Source organism: Paenibacillus sp. MER 99-2 (genome assembly GCF_023714095.1).
Lineage (GTDB): Bacteria > Bacillota > Bacilli > Paenibacillales > Paenibacillaceae > Paenibacillus.
Window position 1 is genome coordinate 2,025,660 of sequence record NZ_JAMAUZ010000001.1, and the last position, 19,320, is coordinate 2,044,979.

The 19,320-nt window shown below is 42.3% G+C and carries 20 protein-coding genes; 2 read left to right on the top strand and 18 right to left on the bottom strand.

The window, feature by feature from the left end; translation table 11 throughout:
* Positions 1-59: 59 nt before the first annotated feature.
* From M3636_RS09105 to M3636_RS09140, 8 genes are all read right to left on the bottom strand, one after another.
* The gene (locus M3636_RS09105; protein WP_251382216.1) at positions 60-3,413 is read right to left on the bottom strand and encodes a tetratricopeptide repeat protein; all 3,354 of its coding nucleotides are present in this window, start codon (positions 3,411-3,413) and stop codon (positions 60-62) included.
* A gap of 192 nt (positions 3,414-3,605) precedes the next feature.
* Positions 3,606-4,433 carry an SPL family radical SAM protein gene (locus M3636_RS09110; RefSeq protein ID WP_251382217.1) on the bottom strand — a complete coding sequence of 276 codons (828 nt, stop codon included), beginning with the start codon at positions 4,431-4,433 and terminating at the stop codon, positions 3,606-3,608.
* A 7-nt stretch (positions 4,434-4,440) separates the two neighbouring features.
* Positions 4,441-5,355, bottom strand: a complete 915-nt coding sequence (locus M3636_RS09115; RefSeq protein WP_251382218.1) for a protein-ADP-ribose hydrolase — start codon at positions 5,353-5,355, stop codon at positions 4,441-4,443.
* Positions 5,356-6,210 carry an SIR2 family NAD-dependent protein deacylase gene (locus M3636_RS09120; protein ID WP_251382219.1) on the bottom strand — a complete coding sequence of 285 codons (855 nt, stop codon included), beginning with the start codon at positions 6,208-6,210 and terminating at the stop codon, positions 5,356-5,358.
* A gap of 54 nt (positions 6,211-6,264) precedes the next feature.
* Complete coding sequence (locus tag M3636_RS09125) at positions 6,265-6,681, bottom strand: MarR family winged helix-turn-helix transcriptional regulator (RefSeq protein WP_145408625.1); 417 nt, start codon at positions 6,679-6,681, stop codon at positions 6,265-6,267.
* A 377-nt stretch (positions 6,682-7,058) separates the two neighbouring features.
* Positions 7,059-7,625 (bottom strand): TetR/AcrR family transcriptional regulator, encoded by a 567-nt coding sequence (locus M3636_RS09130; RefSeq protein ID WP_251382220.1) that lies wholly within the window; start codon positions 7,623-7,625, stop codon positions 7,059-7,061.
* A gap of 94 nt (positions 7,626-7,719) precedes the next feature.
* The gene (locus M3636_RS09135) at positions 7,720-8,328 is read right to left on the bottom strand and encodes a GNAT family N-acetyltransferase (RefSeq protein WP_251382221.1); all 609 of its coding nucleotides are present in this window, start codon (positions 8,326-8,328) and stop codon (positions 7,720-7,722) included.
* Between the two features lie 82 nt (positions 8,329-8,410).
* Positions 8,411-8,761: an Asp23/Gls24 family envelope stress response protein gene (locus M3636_RS09140; RefSeq protein WP_128102341.1), complete on the bottom strand. Its 351-nt coding sequence runs from the start codon at positions 8,759-8,761 to the stop codon at positions 8,411-8,413.
* 223 nt (positions 8,762-8,984) lie between these two features.
* On the opposite strand from M3636_RS09140, the gene M3636_RS09145 reads away from it, so the two are divergent.
* The gene (locus tag M3636_RS09145) at positions 8,985-9,518 is read left to right on the top strand and encodes a 2'-5' RNA ligase family protein (RefSeq protein ID WP_251382222.1); all 534 of its coding nucleotides are present in this window, start codon (positions 8,985-8,987) and stop codon (positions 9,516-9,518) included.
* A gap of 115 nt (positions 9,519-9,633) precedes the next feature.
* On the opposite strand, the gene M3636_RS09150 is transcribed toward M3636_RS09145, so the two are convergent.
* The 10 genes from M3636_RS09150 to M3636_RS09195 all read right to left on the bottom strand — a co-directional run bounded on the left by M3636_RS09150 (position 9,634) and on the right by M3636_RS09195 (position 18,071).
* Positions 9,634-10,527, bottom strand: coding sequence for an alpha/beta hydrolase (locus M3636_RS09150; RefSeq protein WP_128102342.1), 894 nt, complete (start codon positions 10,525-10,527; stop codon positions 9,634-9,636).
* Between the two features lie 33 nt (positions 10,528-10,560).
* Positions 10,561-11,148: a sugar O-acetyltransferase gene (locus tag M3636_RS09155; protein WP_217363751.1), complete on the bottom strand. Its 588-nt coding sequence runs from the start codon at positions 11,146-11,148 to the stop codon at positions 10,561-10,563.
* A 265-nt stretch (positions 11,149-11,413) separates the two neighbouring features.
* Positions 11,414-12,394: an aldo/keto reductase gene (locus M3636_RS09160; protein ID WP_128102343.1), complete on the bottom strand. Its 981-nt coding sequence runs from the start codon at positions 12,392-12,394 to the stop codon at positions 11,414-11,416.
* Between the two features lie 296 nt (positions 12,395-12,690).
* On the bottom strand, positions 12,691-13,110 hold the full coding sequence (locus M3636_RS09165; RefSeq protein WP_128102344.1) for an organic hydroperoxide resistance protein: 420 nt from the start codon (positions 13,108-13,110) through the stop codon (positions 12,691-12,693).
* A gap of 267 nt (positions 13,111-13,377) precedes the next feature.
* The gene (locus M3636_RS09170) at positions 13,378-13,812 is read right to left on the bottom strand and encodes a DUF2752 domain-containing protein (RefSeq protein ID WP_353056275.1); all 435 of its coding nucleotides are present in this window, start codon (positions 13,810-13,812) and stop codon (positions 13,378-13,380) included.
* Entirely contained in the window at positions 13,757-14,113 is a 357-nt protein-coding gene (locus M3636_RS09175) for a DUF4234 domain-containing protein (RefSeq protein WP_128102345.1), read from the bottom strand. The genes M3636_RS09170 and M3636_RS09175 overlap by 56 nt, the downstream gene beginning before the upstream one ends.
* 350 nt (positions 14,114-14,463) lie before the next feature.
* On the bottom strand, positions 14,464-15,390 hold the full coding sequence (locus M3636_RS09180; RefSeq protein ID WP_128102346.1) for a cation diffusion facilitator family transporter: 927 nt from the start codon (positions 15,388-15,390) through the stop codon (positions 14,464-14,466).
* A 322-nt stretch (positions 15,391-15,712) separates the two neighbouring features.
* Complete coding sequence (locus tag M3636_RS09185) at positions 15,713-16,753, bottom strand: NADH:flavin oxidoreductase (protein WP_174715298.1); 1,041 nt, start codon at positions 16,751-16,753, stop codon at positions 15,713-15,715.
* A 63-nt stretch (positions 16,754-16,816) separates the two neighbouring features.
* Positions 16,817-17,392 carry a TetR/AcrR family transcriptional regulator gene (locus M3636_RS09190; protein ID WP_128102347.1) on the bottom strand — a complete coding sequence of 192 codons (576 nt, stop codon included), beginning with the start codon at positions 17,390-17,392 and terminating at the stop codon, positions 16,817-16,819.
* Positions 17,393-17,438: 46 nt separating this feature from the next.
* Positions 17,439-18,071: a pentapeptide repeat-containing protein gene (locus M3636_RS09195; RefSeq protein ID WP_353056276.1), complete on the bottom strand. Its 633-nt coding sequence runs from the start codon at positions 18,069-18,071 to the stop codon at positions 17,439-17,441.
* A 218-nt stretch (positions 18,072-18,289) separates the two neighbouring features.
* Here M3636_RS09195 and M3636_RS09200 point away from each other — a divergent pair, with 218 nt between their 5' ends.
* On the top strand, positions 18,290-19,213 hold the full coding sequence (locus tag M3636_RS09200) for an AraC family transcriptional regulator (protein ID WP_128102348.1): 924 nt from the start codon (positions 18,290-18,292) through the stop codon (positions 19,211-19,213).
* Positions 19,214-19,320 lie beyond the last annotated feature (107 nt).

Genomic DNA, 19,320 nt, shown 5'->3' on the forward strand with positions numbered 1-19,320 from the left:
TCGACAAAGGCAGCCCATCACGATGATTGGCTGCCTCTCCTACCTCAAATATTAAAGACTCAGCATAATTCCAGGTGAATTCTCGCTCCCTGGTGGTTAGGCTCCAACTGTATTGCTTCATTAAATCGTTTTTTGGCCTCTTCTTTTTTACCAAGACCCAGTAATCCAAGACCCAGCATGAACAGGCAGTGAGTTTGATTACGCTTGTTCAGATCGTCTTCAAATACTAGAAAATCAGGTAACGATACGGCAAAGTAATCAATTTTAACATCATCAAACAGATGTCTTTCGGCGTAATCAATCAGCTTGTTGAAGCGACGCTTTGCTTCTTTTGAATTATTCAACTGATCCCACGCAAGCCCTTGATAGAATATCATCTCTGGCGGCTGATCATTATAATACATCGCACTAGCAGGTTCTTCTAATCCCTCTGAGGCAAGTTTCCAATGAACAATGGCCTCTTCTTGTTGTCCAAGTCCCTGATAAGCAAGACCCAGTTCATAATGTACATTGTTTTCTTGCGCGCCTTCCAGTTTACCTTCACCCAGATTCTCAGGATAATGGAACGCCCGTTGTAGAAGCGAAACAGCCTCGTGATACGATTTGCGCTTGTTCTCCTGCTTGGCAAGCTCAACTAGCGCAAGTGTATATTGTCCTGTCGTTTTCCCTTCTCCCCCTTCCCAAGGATGGAAACGTCGACCCAACAACAATGACAAGGCTTCATTATGTTCGCCCAAAGTATTCAGCAAAGTAATATATTCGAGATACAGGTCGTCACGATGTTCGACAAGATGCATATGTTTCTGAAGTTTCGTTAACCGTTCTTGTGCAGAAACGCCAATCTTTTTATATAACTGATCTAACTCATAAAACACGCGGGCATCTTGTTGATCACATTCAAAAGCCTGGTTAAGCGATTTCAATGAAGCTTCTGCATCACTTTGTTTATTGTAATAAGCCAAGGCCAGATTACGATGCGCTGTTGCGAATGTACTGTTAAGACTGATAGAGATTTCCCAATGCTTAATGGCATCTTCAGCTCGTTTTTTATCATAATAAAGGTTGGCTAGATAATAATGCGCTTTACTATCTGATGGATTTTGGTTAACGGTATGCAACAATACGCTCAGATCGAACAGGCTATTTGGGAAACAATAATCCGGTGCAGCCTTCTCTCCAAGGTTACGTTCTTGCCCTGCTTTATCGCTCTGTCCCAACTTGTCATAGACATAAGCTAATGTGTAATGAACCATCGGATATGTCGATCCACCCTGTAACGAACGTATTTCTTCTAACACATGAGCTGCTTCCTCGAAAAAGCCACTTCCTGCATAATCCCAAGCCATATTTAAGAAGTTATGTGCATCATCTCGCATGAACTGGTAGAGCTCTGTTTGTACGGCATGAGCCTCCTCACTTTTAGCTTTTGCTTCAAGATTCATGAATTTTTCGTATCTCGCACCGAAATCGGCAATATCCATCGTTAACGTTTCTTCGGCAAAGGCAATGGCCTCTTCGTGACGACCTAATTTGCGAAGCAGCGCCGTTTTCACCAATCTTGATTTGTAGTTTCTAGCATTACGAACCAGTGAACGTTCTACGAGATCTAGCGCTTCTAGATATGCTCCCCGCTCGGATGCAATCTGGCCTAATGCATAGTAACCACTGTCCTGATAAGCTGAAGACCACACGGCCTTATAAAATGCCTTGAAGGCTTCTTCATTCCGTTCTTGAAGTCGAAGCGTTAAGCCAAGTTGGTAGTAAGCTTCACTATCGTAAGGATTCGGGTTGCGCCAGGTCAATGATTGGATAGCCGTACGGAAATGGGTTTCCGCCTCTTCCAGTTCTCCTCTTCGAAGCAACAGTGTACCGTAAGCGACATTCAGACGAATGTCAGTACGATCTCTTCTTAATCCTTCCTGATAGTAGTCTTCCGGTTCGAAGGTAGCATGTCGGTATTGCTCTAAATGAAGTCCGGCAAGATACAATTGTTCTGTGCTTTTCAGCTCTTCTGGAAGAGGCAGTGGCTTCGCGGCATCTGGAATCTGTTCAATGGATGGCTTGGCTGGTCTATAGCTGATGAGTATGTTCTGTTCAGAATCCCTTACTGTTAAAGTTAAGTCATGCGGTTGATCTCCTTCATCCAAGGTAACCACCGATTTATAAGTCGACGTTGGAGAAAGGGTTACACTCTCCGTTACATACGTACGCTTATGCCCTTTTAATTCGACTGTTGCGCCTTCAAATACAGATGTTGCATAGGCCATGACTGTCGCAACTCGTAGCGCTTCATCCACTTCCAAATTCACTGCTGCATCGATGGAAGCGTTCTTAACAACTCCGATATTTTTGTAAGGCATAAAATACTGGGTAAATGACTTTTCTTCATATGGCTGCAGCCATGTAAAATCAGGTTGGTTGTCGGTGAATACACCAGTCATCAACTCAATGTACGGTCCATCTTCATCCGTTAAGCTTCGATCCCAAGCTTGACCGAATTCGCCATTCCCCCATGTCCATTGCTTCTTACCTGGAGATACATGATGATTGGCTACATGGAGCAGTCCTGCTTGAACGCTATGGTCATAGCCTCCCACAAAATTATAGTCAGACTTGTACGCCATGTATGAAGTGGGAACCGGTATATTTTTGTATCTAGAGATATCGACACCCTCAGAATAATCCATTTTGTAATACGTACCTGTAGCAATAGGGAATTTCGACACATCTCGTTTGCCGTGATCAAACACGGCTGTCACATCTGGAGGAAATACCGTTTGTGTATGATCATTCACCGCAACGGCAGGGTTCGCCCACCATAAGAACGTTTGCGGTTCAGACGTACGATTGTACATCTGTGCAGTAATTTCGATATAAGCTTTGCCTGGATGCAATGTGAAACCTGTCGTCACTTTAGTACCGTACATTCGATCGATCTCACTAACCCACACGGTAGCGCTACCATCTTGGTTCTCCGTAACCGTGTGCTGTACAGCCCCAAATGTATTAGGTCGATGATGCTGCGGCCAGTTAAACTCAATGCCTCCTGAAATCCATGGCCCAGCAAGTCCAACAAGTGCCGGTTTAATGACACGGTTATAATAAACGAAATCATAATTGTTTGTTTTATCTAATGCACGGTAGATTCGACCGCCAATTTCCGGCATGATTTCGATTCGAACATATTCATTTTCGAGAACAGCCATTGAATAGGTTTGAGATACTTTTTCATCCAGGATCTTATCAATAACCGGAAGTGGATATACTCGTCCAGAGCTCCCCTGGTATACTCGCTTCTCCAGGAACATGGGATTCTTGTCAGGTTTACCCGTTCCGTAGGTAGGGATTTCAACTTTTTCCTCCCAAACCCGAACCTGATTAGATACAGCCGATGATGAATCATTGGTATTCATAGCCTGATCCTCCTTTGTAATTATAGATTTAATTTAACGATTCACTCGCCTTTATACAATTAACGAAAGTCGGTAGTTGATGGACTATATTCTTATATCATAAGGAGCACAAAAAAAGGCCAACCAGTAGTTACTGGCTGACCTGATATTTTCATAAGCCACTATATAGCGCCTACATCTATAATGATTTTTTTAGCCTAAGAAGGCTTCTTCCTTGGAAACACGAACCATCTCTTCAGGGAAAAATGTTTTGAAATACTTTTCCACACTCCGGTGTATGTTGAGACGATACCATTTCTCCAGATCATGTTCCTTAAAAAGTTCAGGCATGCCAAGCGACTTGGATCGTCTACCACTTGCACCATCGCCAATGTTCAACGTATCAATCCAGATATGATCCACGATACCTAGCAGCTTCTTGGGAAAATCTGGAGTGAACGGTAACACGGGCGAAATCGAAGCTTGCGTAGGTATTCCTGCCTGATGCATCTCCTGTAGGGCCTTCATTCGTAGTCGAATTCCAGGTGCATAAGGCGCAAATATTTGTTTTACATCCTCTCGATCAGTCTCCACGGTCATCGAAACGATCACATTACTTCGCTGAGTTAGCTCCTTAATCAGATCAATATCACGCGTAACCAAGGGACTGCGCGTTTGGATCTGAAGATGATCCGGGGGACAATCCATCATAGCTTCCAGTACACCGCGTGTGATCTGGGCATTGCGTTCAATTGGCTGATAAGGATCTGTCGCTGAAGACATAAATAAATGGATTGATTTGTTCTTGGAACGAAGCTTTTTCCATTCTTTTGCATAGTTTTCAGCGGCGTTTATTTTAACATCGACCCATTCTCCCCATGGAATATCCTTAAACCTCTGAATCGGCATTTCCCGAACATAACAATATTGACATGAGAAGGCACAACCACTATATGGATTGAGTGAATGCGTGAATCCCACGTTTAAGTAGCCTTTGGCTTCTGTCAATATCTGCTTAGCTAAGATTTCCGTGGTTTTCACGTGTCTGTTACCCCCTTGTCATGGCTTGAAAAACCCGCATGTACTGTTCATAATCTTCCTGACTAAACACGTTAAAAATAATCTGTTCAAAGTGATGATCAGGATGAGCATCTAACCACTGCTGTACAGTTCTAACAGCTATATTCGAAGCTTCCACCTTAGGAAATCCAAATACACCTGTAGAAATGGAGCAAAACGCTACTGTTCTAATATCATCTACTTCATGCGCAAGCTCCAGACAGGACATATAACAGGAAGCAAGCTCCTCCTGTTGATGTTTAGTCAGTTGTGTTCCGTGCGGAACAATAGGACCCACTGTGTGTAGAACATACGTCGCAGGTAAATGATACGCACGTGTAATTTTGGCTCCTCCCGTCGCTTCAGTCTCATTCTGAATAGACATGATTACATTGCAGTCTTCTCGTAGCAGTGGCCCTGCGGCGGAATGAATGGCATTATCGATACAAGCATGTAACGGTTGAAAGCAGCCCAGCATATATTCATTCGCTGCATTCACGATAGCGTCTGCTTGGAGCTGCGTAATGTCTCCTTGCCACACAACGAGTTGGTCTGCATGTTCGATGGAAGCGTCAGGAATAAGATGTGATATCGGCTTCAGCTCATCGCTTCGAACAACAACTTTTTCTTCTAACTCCTTTTGCAAAAGGGAATCGATCCCTCTCTGGAATGCAACTGGAATCGGCGCTGGTTTTCTTAAATTCATGAGGCCTCTGAACAGTTCCCTCTTATCTGCATACATCGATGGAATAGACATATGCTGAAGATCATCGAATTCCTCAAGGAGCTGTGTTAATAACGTATTAACGACTTCCTCTTTTGACACTTCTGTTGGAGGATAGGGTACATATGTGGTTTTTAACTGAATTTTATCTGCATATGCACTCTGGGGTAATTGGTTCATCTAGGTATTCCCTCTTTCTATATCTCGGAATACCTGACTCATATCCTCTGTAAAAGCAATGGTTTTATGTTGATTCTCTGCAATACCTGCTGGCTCATCTCTGTTAAGACGAATTAGTGTGGCACGCTCATTATGGTACGTCATTCGTTCAAACGGATAGCGGATAATGCCAGGTGTATTGAATCCAACACCAAGTTCCATGTAGACTACGTTCAAGTTCTCAGAAGTTTGCAAAAAGCTACGATACAATCTCTCGGACATATGCCATTGCTCATCCTGGACAAAGTATTCGTTAATCCGCAGGTTTACATCCATAGCTCCCCCACAGACAGGACAGTTGGGAACAAGAGATGTTGGTATTTTGCAATCAACCGTCTGAGCTACCATTTTCTTCACAAGCTCTTCATTATCATACAGTGTAGCATGGCATCCTCTCTCACATTGCAGATAACCATAGTTTCCTTGAATCTCAAATATGGCATCGGAAGCAAACCCTGCTTTCTCGAATTGGCTCTCCACGTTAGTCGAAATTACAAAATGCTGCTTCTCCTTCACCAAATCATACAAATCCAGATAGAGTTGCGTTGTGCCTGTGTCGTATCGATTCAATTGGATATGTCTCGCCCAATAAGCCCACTTGTCTTCCTGTGTCTCAAAAGGATAAAAGCCTGAGCTATACAGATCCGTGAATCCATATTTTTCAATAAAATCACCGAAGTAATCTGTAAACCGCTTCCCAGTAAAAGTGATACCTGCAGCAGCCGATAGCCCCGCTCCTCCTCCTAGCAAAATATAATCTGCCTCTTGAATAGCAGCTTTAGCCTGGTCTATCCGTTGTTGATAATTCGCATTCATTACAGCTTCTCCCTTTATCATGTCATGTCTAATATAGCGAAATAATTCATTCGATTAAAATTCGATCTTTTGAAGTAAACTCATTACCGTTTTCTTTTCATCTAAAGAGAACTTCTCATAGATCTTGTCAATAAGATGATGGGATATCTCCTCAAACTCTTCCCGCAGATCATGCCCTTTCGCTGTGAGAGATAAACGATAAATCCGCGTATCCTTCAGATCCTTCTCTTTGTGAATGTACCCTCTTTTCACAAGTTTATCGACCAGAACCGTTACAGTTGACTTGTCGCGATCAATCAGCTTGGACAGCTCTTGCATCGTAAGATTATCCTGCTGATACAAACGAAACAGAATATCCCCATGAGACGGTGCAATATCATTAATATTCCTTTTCCTTAATTCACTTTCAATAAAACGATTGCCATGACGATGTATACGACCAACCAGCGACAGAATAACATTTTCATTCATTTCTCCATTTTAGTTTTATATAAAACTATAGTCAAGAAGGAGTATATGATACACACTCAACTAATCGTTGATTTATTTAACTCACTCATAGAGGTTGTTCAAAAAGTCCGCTTTTGATTACGAAGGATGCGCGAGTGGCATCTCAGCGTCGAATCTGGGATTCAGCCGAAATGTCCATTGCTCACGTAGTTTTGCCTACGCTCCGCTACTCCATTTCTATCTTCATCCCATCTTCTTGATACTGAAAACCGCTCTTTTTGAACACGCACTTATAACGACAAATAGCCTCTGATTGATGATTACACATCTTCAGAGGTTATTTTGCTGACAATCAGTGACGTATTGTGCTTCTATGTCGCTACGAATGAAGGCTTGCTTCATCGAGCCCTAAAACCATTATAGAACGTATCAACCACGAGTGCTGCAGCCGATTTTCTAGCGATATGTCCATCAATCACTTGCTGCCATGTGAGAAAAAGAATTGAATATAATACATCAATGATCCAATTACGATTCACATCCTGACGGAAGTACCCTCTTTGTTGCAGCATACTAACCGCTTCTAACACAGGCTCTCTCAGCTTTTGATCAGCGCCTTCAATATCCGGATTATAGTTAACGGAGGAATCATGTCCCAGGAAATAAATCTTATCTCCAAGTGGAATGAGGGCTTCAATTAAATTCGGGAAATAATCCTCGCAGGTCTCTTCGGTCAGCGGGAACTCCAGAATCTTCGCACTGACGACTTCAATGGCACGGAATCCCAGATGAATCATGAGCTGTTCCCTGCTCTCCACATACCGATGCAACGTTGCAATGCCAATGCCCGCCGCGTCAGCGATATCATTCATGGAAGCATTGGGCTTCTCAATAAGTAGCTTGGTTGCTTCATCAAGTATGGAGTTTAGCCGAGTTTGTTTCATAGATGACAATTCTTTTTTCATTTTCGTACACCTCAGGGGAAATATGCTTTTTATTGTGTTCACATCTCATTGTCAATTATACCATAATCTAGGGATACCATCCTTGAGCTATGCATTATTTCAGTTTTTTCACCATTCTGTATAGGGAGACCGAGGGTTTATTTACTTCTGATGTGACCTCATAGCCGAGTCTGGTATATAGTTTGGCCGCAAGATGATTTTCTTTTTTCACAGTGAGTGAACATAGGTTGAAACCTTGCATGATCGCTTGTGCTTCAGCATGATGAATAAGCTGTGAACCAATTCCCATCCCTCTGCTCTCGGGCATAGCGGCAAGTGTTGCAATATGGAACTCGCCTGCAAATCCTTCCTTTAATGTAATCGTAGATAATAATGCGCTCGGATGTAACAAACTATAACCAATTAGAGCTAGTTTTCGATATGAAAAAAGTTGTTTTATTGTAGAGCTGACCAGCTTATCCAGTACCGTAATCGGTAAACAGGTAATCATTCCGAGTGTTGAATCACCCATCTTCGCCTCATAGGCATATTCATGACTGAATCGATTATTTTTAGATTTCCATAACTTACGGAAGGTAGCATCAACGACGCTCTGGCTGCTTGACCCCGCTATGGTATGTGCAAGATCTCCTACAGCCATTAAATTAAGTTTAGCCCCTGCAAGTGAATGTGGATTAGCTTGTACGATGGAAATGGTGGTCATATGAATCACTCCTATCAACAAATATGAAACGAATATTATCTCGTTGCTTCGCCGCTCGCGCCGCTTTGTTGCTGTTTTCCACTTACTGGGTAGCAAGATCAATACCTTCAATCTTGATATGAACTGTACTAATCGGTAATCCTGTGAAATTCTCTACGGCTACTCTTACATTCTCCTGCAGATCTCTGCACACTTCCTGCATACGAAGCCCATATCGCACAATCACACTTAATTCAATATCTAACCCTGTATCTTGTTCTCGTAGTTCGATGCCGTTATATATTCGGTTGCCAGTCAATTTTTGTGCAAGTGACTCCACAATCCCGGTAGACAATGAGCCAACACCCTCGGTCATACTGATCGTCTTGCTAATAATTTTGGATACGACCTCATTAGAAAAGGTTGTTTTACCCAGTGCGTTTTGTATCAACATCGTCTTCATCCCCTTTTTTGATCTTTCGAAGCTTTTGTATTAAGAGGTGATGCTTGATATTCATCTATAAACATTTGATAGTTATTACTATCATTTGATTATATCATATTTCAACCGTGTATAAGAAGTCAACTAACCTTTTTGAATTAAAGAAGGGATATTAGGTACGGTAAGGTGGTATGATTGCATCATCCTAATATAATTTTAGAAAGATGGTGCCTACGTGCAGTATTTTATCGGTATCGTTCCTCCAGTCGAATACAAGAATCAGATCACTTCATTTCGTAATCGTTGGAAGCATCATCAGCTTAACGAAGTTGCTGAGCCTCACATCACAGTGAAGGCTCAAGGTGGACTTACAGAGGATCTAACCTGGCTCGAAAAAGTAAAAATAGTATGCTCGACCACACAACGTTTTCAGCTAACTCTTACAGAGCCATCGACATTCGGTAATGAGGTTGTTTTTCTTGGTGTGCGATCCAAAGAAATATATGATTTTCACCAATTACTCGTAGACACCATAGCCCCTTCACCAGAGCTTATCAAACGATATTTCGAAATGGATGCTTTCCATCCTCATTTAACGTTAGGCCAGACCCATTGGGGAATGGAAGAATCCGAAATTGAAGAGATGCGGCTCACATCAACACATGTGTTAGCCCCTTTCCCAACTTTCACTGTTACGCGCATTCGAGTGTACCAAGAAGTTGAGCCTAACCAATACGTTTCATTTGAGGACATCCCACTCGCTCGTTGACCGCAATATCGAAGGACGTGACTAACTTAGTTAATATGTTCAATTACTTAGATAAAACAAAACAGACGCGAAATTGACTTCACGTCTGTTAACTTTGATCCGATATGGTAATGGCCTATTCTGGGTCGATACTTGAAAATGCATCTTTCAGCTTATCGCACATTAGATACCAAGCATCTTCTGCGATAGCTATATCTCCATGATGTGTGAAACCATGTGGCACGTCTTCATATTGCTTGAAATGAACCTTCACACCTTGCTGTTTAAGTTGATCTGCATAGTCTCTTGCTTCGGCAGCAAGTGAATCCTTGCTCGCAGTAATAATTAGAGCCTCCGGCAGACCCTCAAGAGACTCGGCGAACACAGGTGAAGCTAAAGGGTTTTGAGCATCGGCTGGATTTTCCAAATACATTGCGTTAAACATCCGAGCCGCTTCCGCTGGAATCGCTTCGGGGAAGCTGGGCTTCAGTGCAGGATCAGTATGCAGATCAAGTGGCGGATAGTCCAGTATCTGCAATACAAATGGCAGTTGATGCCCTCGCTGCTTGTTCAACAAACACACAGCCGCTGCTAGGTTACCTCCTGCACTATGTCCGCCAATGGCTAGCTTCCTTGCATGGATTCCGAAGTCTTCTGGATGCTCATGCACCCACATCGCTACGTCATAACATTCATGAACAGCCGTTGGAAACTTGTGCTCTGGAGCCAAACGGTAATCGATGTTGATCACTACACAACGTGCTTCTTGCGCAATCAGTGGGCACCATGGATCATCCCCATCAGCGTTACCCGCAATAAAACCACCACCATGCATGTTTATAAACACAGGTAATGGCTCGCCTGATTCAGGCGTAGGAGTATAAATCAAGACACGAGTATCACCAACAGAGGTAGGAATGAATACTTCTTGACGTTGTACAGAGAAACTGGAGCTTGGTTTCAGCGCTGAATCAGCGCCAACGGGATTCTCACGTATTTGAGTTATCATTTCTTGCTGTTCTTCATTCATTGTCTTCACTCCATTCAATATTCATGGGGTTAACTACTCTGAATCAGTCTGCACTTCGATTTCCTTAATAATCCGAGCGGGATTGCCACCAACCACGACATTATCTGGAACATCCTTCGTCACAACCGAACCTGAGGCGATAACGACATTATGACCCACGTTCACGCCAGGATTGATAATCGCTCTACCTCCAATCCAGACATTGTTACCGATGGTAACTGGCTTACCATACTCCGGTCCAGCTGCACGTTGAATAGGATCCAGTGGGTGTGCAGCCGTATAGATATGTACATCAGGTCCCATTAGGCAATGATCTCCGATTCGCACTTCACAGACATCGAGAATCGTACAGTTAAAATTGGTGTAGAAGTGGTTGCCAACATGGATGTTATAGCCATAATCAAAATGGATACTAGGCTCCATATATAGATAATCACCCGTTGACCCCAACATTTCTTTTAACATCTTAACACGAATCTCTCCATCAGACTCTGTCGTCTGATTGTACAACCGCGTCATTCTACGGATCTGCTCTCTTTCTTGACTCAGTTCAGGGTCAGCAGCATTGTATAACTCACCATCCAGCATCTTCTGTTTTTCTGTCTTAATGATCGATTCCATCGTTATAATAACTCCTTTAATTTTAACAAATTTTATATTTATAATACTTTTTAAATGTATTTTAATTATAGGCTGAATATGGAATAAATCAAGTCTTCCATTATATTTGGAATCATCTTCATTAATCGCAACAATTGACAGCTGTTATGCTAAAGACCTAGTGTAATCAGTTTCCCCTTTCAATTATCAGTAACATGGAACAGCAAAAGGCCGCCAATTCGGCGACCTTTCGTGTAATATCATATTGGGATTGTCCAGTTAAAAGTTACACAGCACCTACAACGGCATGTGGTACATATGGTTCTTCCAGGAATGAAATTTCTTCAGACGTCAACTTCACTGACAATGCACCAATGGCATTATCCAGATGCGAGATTTTTGTGGCACCGATAATTGGAGCCGCCACCGGTTGTTTCTGTAGTAACCAAGCAAGCGCAATTTGAGCCCGAGGTACTTCATATCTGTCAGCAAGTTCTGCAACACGTTCCACAATCACACGATCTGTTTCAATGGTTGCGTCATATTTGGATTTCTGGATGTGATCTGTCTCGGATCGCTCGGTTGTTGTCTCTGGATCTCTAGTCAGTCTACCTGATGCCAGCGGGCTGTAAGGAATAACACCGATCTTCTCCTCCCTACATAAAGGAAGCATCTCTCTTTCTTCTTCGCGATATAGAAGATTGAGATGATTCTGCATGGAAACGAACCGAGTCCAGCCGTGCACTTCGGCCACATGCAATGCTTTCAAGAACTGCCATGAATACATTGCAGAAGCGCCAATATATCTCACTTTTCCAGCCTTCACCACATCATGAAGCGCCTCCATCGTTTCTTCAATGGGTGTATCATAGTCCCAGCGATGAATCTGGTACAAGTCAACGTAATCCGTGCCCAACCGTTTAAGACTTTTATCAAGTTCACTAATAATCGCTTTACGTGACAGCCCTCCACCGTTAGGACCTTGATGCATACGTCCATGGACTTTCGTAGCGATGACGATCTCATCCCGATTGGCATAATCTTTGAGCGCTCGTCCAAGTATCTCTTCGCTTGCCCCAATAGAATATACATTGGCCGTGTCAAAAAAGTTAATACCCATCTCGACTGCCTTCTGAATGATTGGCCGACTATTTGCTTCATCAAGCACCCATGAATGTATCCATTTGTTCGCATCCCCAAATCCCATACAACCAAGACACAGTCTCGAAACATCCAGTCCCGTATTCCCAAGTTTTACGTATTCCATGTAATCATTCACTCCTTCAGTTGGATGTATAACTCGTCATGTCTTTATTATGTACCAAAAGAGAGCCAGAACGTTATCTCATTTATATCAAATGATTGCCTAATCCTCCTATGAGGATTAATTACAATACAAAACACCTTCAAGAGGGTTCCCTTATCTTACGACAAGGATTCATTCTCCTGAAGGTGTTATGTGTTCTCACGCTATAGTCAAAGGTTAGTACCTTGGTTCAGGTATAACTCTTGTATCGTATTTTTGACAATGGTATTACTCTCAATCACCAGACTTCCTAAGGCTTAGTCCAGGTTTACAGTTACATTCACATTGCCTCTGATGGCTTTGGAATATGGACAGTAGTCATGGGCAAGTTTTACGAATTTTTGTGCCTGCTCCTCATCCAATCCGTCAATTCTCACTTCAAGCTCAACTTCCAGCTTAACACCGTTATCTGAAGGATCGGTCTGAAGCATTACCGTTGCAGTTACAGTGCTTTTTTCAATGCTTACATTGTGTTTCTTCAGTTGATATTCAAGCGCCGAATTGAAGCATGCGCTATAACCAGCCGCAAACAATTGCTCAGGATTCGTAGCTGTAGTCACTTTGCCTCCAAGCTCAGGTGGTGCAGCCACATCAAGCATAAACACAGTATCTGGAGATTGAACGACACCTTGACGTCCACCGGTATTAATCACTGAAGTTTCATATAAAGTTTTCATTGTATAAGCTCCTCTGCAAATGTTTTTTATTATTCGTTATTTTTTTGCTTACAATTGAATTGTACACAATTTAATTGATGTTGTAAAGCTTTTATTTTTCTTAATATTTCGGATCGTATTCTATATCAATTTAAATGTTCTGTGCTATAAGCTTCTCAGGGGCAAATAAAAACAAGGCAACCAACCCGTGGCTACCTTGTTCTGTAAACGTTATTTAGATAAGTGATGATACACATAAACGGTTGTTTGCTCGTTTATTGGTTTCATCTATATGAGACTGGTTGGCTCCATCCAACTGAATAAAGGGATATTACGAAGAATACCAAATGAGATGGTTAGACCTAACATGCTGTACAATAGCACATTTTTCGTGTTAACCCAGTCCTTCTTCACAGCCACCATATACACAAGATATAGCGGAGCTAATATAAAAATTAACATATTGTATCGAAAAGCGTCGTGAATATCTAATCGTAACATAGCCCCAAGTGAACGAGTAATTCCACACCCTGGGCAGTAAAGCCCCGTAACCTCATGGAATACACATGGAATGCCAATTCCCGTAAGAGGTAGCCATACCTTTAAATACAGATATCCGGCTCCACCAATCCCTATCGTCCCAAGCACCTTTTTGCAAACAGAAGAATTAGTAATGATGAGGCGCATGCGCATATTTGTTGATCTCAGATTGAGCCAAAGCATAAGTAATAATGCCCATACCAAAAAGCATCAGAACCAGGTACAGAACCGATTGATCCTGACTGTATTGTCTCCGTTGGTAATGAACTACTTCTAAATGTTTACCTAATTGATATGACCATATGTAACTCCAGATTCCACAAGTCACGAGTGTCAATAACAGATGTTTAACCCCGGTGAAATCTCGATCTCCACTAAGTTTGCTCACATCTTCTGTAATCGTATAGAACCAATAGATCCCATATAACCCGCACGTTATAATCGAAAATACAATGGATAAAGCTATACTTCTATTCGTAATCACTCTATTAATCCTCCCCATGCAGTGTAATGAATAATATACTTAATTTTATTCTCCACATGGTGGACTATGATTGGCACACGTAAAGATGAACACAATTACACCTCCTCATTCGGGAATAACTCTCTGGTTAATTCATACTTTGAATCTACAACCCATAGGAATCATTATGGATATATTCCAGTATATTCATATTGAATCTAGCTGTACACTACTTGTCGAAAAAACTGTGAATACCGTATCCGTTCTTAACCGCTCAATGAAAAAAAGCCGCCATATGGCGACTTCGTAACTACATTTTAAAAGATGATTATCTTTTATATTCAATGCTGCTTAAGTGAAGCGCATCCTCACTAACCATTTGCTTCTTTTGAATAATGATATTCCGTATTATCTTTGCCAGAGTCCTCTACTCCCGGTTCGACATGAACATGAACGGTGTACACATCGTATTCTCTGAACATTTCATCTTCTACATTTGTTGAAATGTCGTGCGCTGTCTGAATATCCATGTCTGCTCGAACAACGATAACCACATCCACCACCGCGTTGTTTCCATAATTACGTGCTCTCAGATCTCTAACTTCGTCTACTCCGTCTACATTCGAGATCGTATCTCGATACGCAATAATCAAGGATTCGTCAAATCCATCTGTCAGATGATGTGTTGCTTCACGGAAGATTCCCCATGCCGTTTTGCAGATGAGTAGACCTACAAGGACAGCTGTCAAAGGATCAAGCCATGGCAAGCCAAATTGAGAACCCACAATACCGATCACCGTTCCAACACTGACCCAAGCATCTGAGATATTATCCTTCGCCGCTGCCATAACAGCCTGACTCTTGATTTTGAGCGCTAGTCTCTTATTGTATCTGTAAACAAAATACATCACCGCAGCACATACGATGCCTGTCCAAGCTGCAATGAGATCAGGAGATTCGCTTTTCCCTTCGAATATGGAGGATGCTGCTTCGTACAACACCTGCAGACCAACGACCATCATAATAAATGAAGCCACGAGTGAAGCTACGGTTTCAGCTTTCCAATGTCCGTACGTATGGTCATTATCTGCTGGCCGCTGAGCCAGTCTCAATCCGACCAGTACGGCTATAGAGGCAACAATATCTGTGGCATTATTTAAACCGTCGGCTTTTAGAGCCTCAGAGTTAGATGTATATCCAATAATCATCTTAATTGCAGTTAAACATATGTAAGCAATAATACTGATGATTGCGCCCTTTTCTCCCAATTTTAAGTTGTCATACTTTACCTGATCCATCTTTTTTGAAACCTCCTGTTTCCGCATCTTCTCGTTCGCTGTATGATCTTATCACTCGCATATTGTGTGGGTCTAGAGAAACGTTTTGAATCAAGCGAAACTTAATCTGACTGCCGAAAAATTGTGATAGAGGTCAAAATAAATTGGACGAGGTCAACTTTTGATGAATCGTTGATACTGAATATTGAACTTCTTTCGTAAAAATAAAAACAGCAGTGGTAACCACGTCTGTGGTCGGCCACTGCTTGATAAGCATATCTTTTGGTACAAAAGATAGTGATTAGATCAGTAAATCAGTAAATTATAATTACAAAAATTCTAATTAAGACAGCTCAGTCAACGCTTCTCTTGTGAAGGGGATCAGATCATCTATACGGCCTTCTTGAATTTTCTTAGCCCATGCAGGATCGACCAGAAGCGCACGACCAATAGCTACCAAGTCGAACTCATTGTTCTGAAGGCGTTGAACCAAACCGTCGATACCGACGTTGCCAGCTCCCTTACCTTCTGTGAACAAACTTGTGAAATCTCCGTCAAGACCAATCGATCCCACGGTAATGGTTGGTTTACCAGTGAGCTTTTTGGTCCATCCAGCAAAATTCAGCTCAGAACCTTCGAATTCCGGCTCCCAGAAACGACGTGTAGAGCAGTGGAAAATATCAACACCCGCTTGAACTAACGGTGCCAGAAGTTGTTCCAGCAATGCAGGTGTCTCAGCAAGTTTCGCTTGATAATCATCTGACTTCCACTGGGATAAACGAAGCACGATCGGGAATTCTGGTCCTACAGCTTCGCGGCAAGCCTCAATGACTTCAACCGCAAAACGCGTGCGGGACATCATATCTCCACCGTATCGGTCTGTGCGTGAATTGGTTTTCTCATATAGGAATTGATCAATCAGATAACCATGTGCTCCATGAAGCTCGATGCCATCAAATCCAAGTCGTTTCGCTTCAGTAGCAGCTTGTGCGAATTCACGTACAATTGTAGCAATATCAGCTTCCGAATAGTCATTCACATGACCTTTCGCTCCCATATGCCAGATCTGAGGAATAATTCGACCACCCGCTTCGTGTACCTCAGATACAACCTGAGCCCAACCTTTCAAAGCATCTTCACCATAGAAGTGAGGTATATTCGCCTGATTGGATGCGTCCGGATGATTAATAATTGTTCCTTCGGTCACGATAAGACCTACTGCATTCTCTGCTCTGCGGCGGTAATACCCTGCAACGTTCTCACCTGGAATCCCGTCCGGGGAAAACTGACGAGTCATCGGAGCCATTACAATTCGATTAGACAACTTCAACGATCCAAGCTCGATAGGTTGAAACAACGCTTCTACGGTTTGAGAATTATTCATGATTACCTCCACACATTCGTTTTTTTATTTTGACTACACAGTCAAGAATGAAGCAAAAAAAGATCAAGAAACGATCATGCCAAATGACGTACGCAGAACCGTCTCGATCTCTTCACGGGATGAACCCGATTTACCCATAACCCTTGCACCGGCTATGGTGTTGTTAAGATAAGCAGCAAGCTCACTACTGGTGAACCGACTGGATATTAAGTGCTGCTCTTGACCCTTCAGGATGATCTTCTCTAGTACCTCTCGGCTCTCTTCGAACATAAGTTCAATCTGATGGGCAACCTGCTCATCCTCTACTCCAAATTCAAGTGAAGCATTCATCATCAGGCAGCCTTGGCAGCTAGCTTCATGCTCAACTAAAGAATGGCGAATCGCATCTAGCTGGTCAAGAGGAGATGAGTGTGCAGCCTCAATCTCTTTCAACTTGGCAATAGCTTGTTCACGGTACAGCGCCAGCGCCTTCAGGAACAACGAACGCTTGTCACTAAACACACAGTACAAGCTTTGTTTCTTGACGCCTGTCATGCGTGTGAGATCCTCATAAGAGGTTGCTCTGTAGCCTTGACGCCAAAAAACTTCCATAGACTGCTGCAATACCACATCAGCATCAAATTCTCTTGGTCTACTCATGTGTCTAATTTATCAGTTCTTGACTATGCAGTCAATAATATAATAATTACTGAATAATCATACCTAACAAACCAACAAAGGTTGACGCCTGATAAGGCGAGATTACACACCCTTTCAGATTTTCGATGTCTACACCGATTACATCAAAATCACAGGTACTTAGGTTAACACCATTCAACTTGGTACCATGCATTAAGGCTTGATCCATCTTACAACGGCTAAACTGAATTTGCTCAGAGACCAGATAACTAAGATCTGTACTGATGAGCGAACAATCTTCCCATGCAACATGCTTCATGTTGGAAAATCGGAAATTCGCATAATCTATCAGGCTATTGGAGAAGATAACATTTTTCAATCGACTATCTGAGAAATCGGTTCCGATGAGTTTACAATTTTTCCAATGTACACGGTGGATGAAGGCATTCGCGAGATTAACATTAGAGAAATCACAATTTTCAAAAATCACATCTGTAAATTCACAATGCTCTAAACTGGATTCCGATATAATGACGTTTTTGAACCACACCTTCTCAAAGGAAACCTTGGTCGCCTCCTGATTGGCAAGTGTCATATGTTCAAACCGTTTGTGGTCATATTCCGATTTGGATGTCAGAAAGTGAATTGTTTCGTCGTCAAGCAAATGCTCCTGAATGTGGGGAACTTCCATTGTCATCATTACCTCCCTGACTAATGAACTCATACTACTCTTTTCAATACTTTCACCCCACTTTCCTTCTTCGACAAAATAATAACCTGAGCATTCGTATGCTGAACAAAAGGTTAGTAAAGGTATCTTGTTCCTCTTAAATCATTGCCTAATCCTATCAACGCTACTATTACTGTAGTTCATTATCACATATAATAAAGCCTGACCAACGTGTAAGGAGGATTCGAATGTCCGAAAGAAATTTAGAGCAGCAGCATATGGAACTGACCGAGATGATTAAACGTCACACCCTTCTGAAGGGCTCCATTAAAACGATCATCCCTTCGCTTTTCTTCTTTCACTACTCCAAACTTACAGAACCTCAATACAGAGTTTACAACCCTTCGTTCTGTATCATCGCCCAGGGAAAGAAAGAAATTTTGCTCGCACAGGAGAGATTCGAATATGGTCCTTCTAATTACCTTATAGCATCCATGAATCTGCCTGTAGTCGGTCAGGTCATCAAAGCATCACCTGAGATGCCTTACCTCAGTCTCAAATTGGAGTTTACACCGAATCAAATTCTTGAAGTCCTGAACGAATGTGATCTGAAAGTAAAAGCAACAGAAAACGCGAGACGTGCCTTGTTTGTAGGTCAGATGGAAGCCTCCATTCATGATGCCGTTATTCGTCTGGTTCGTCTGCTGGAAACGCCGGAAGAAATCCCGTTCCTTGCTCCGCTATATACGAAAGAGATCTTGTATCGGCTTCTGCGGGGTTCGTATGGGAACGAATTAGCGCAGATTGCCGTTGAAGACAGCAGTACCTATCGGATCAGAGAATCCATTGAATATATAATTCGCCATTGGGAGCAATCCTTTCGAATCGAAGATCTTGCAGAGAAAGCACGGATGAGCGTTTCTTCTTTCCATCGCCACTTCAAAGAAATTACAGCGATGAGCCCAATCCAGTTTCAGAAGCAGATGCGATTACAGGAAGCACGTCGAATCCTGTTAGCTGAATCGGCAGATGCCGCGGATGTAGCCTATCGAGTTGGTTATGAGAGCGCCTCACAGTTTAGTCGCGAATACTCTCGAATGTTTGGTTCACCACCGAGAGCCGATATCAAAAAGCTAAGAGAAAAATACGATCTAATTGGTAACGATGTGTAGGATCAAACTTTAGGCTATATTGGATGATTCTGTATTGGGAGTTATACTCAGCCCATAGTGCATGTCTATAGTTCAAAGTTTTAGACAAGAAAAAAACCGCGCGATAT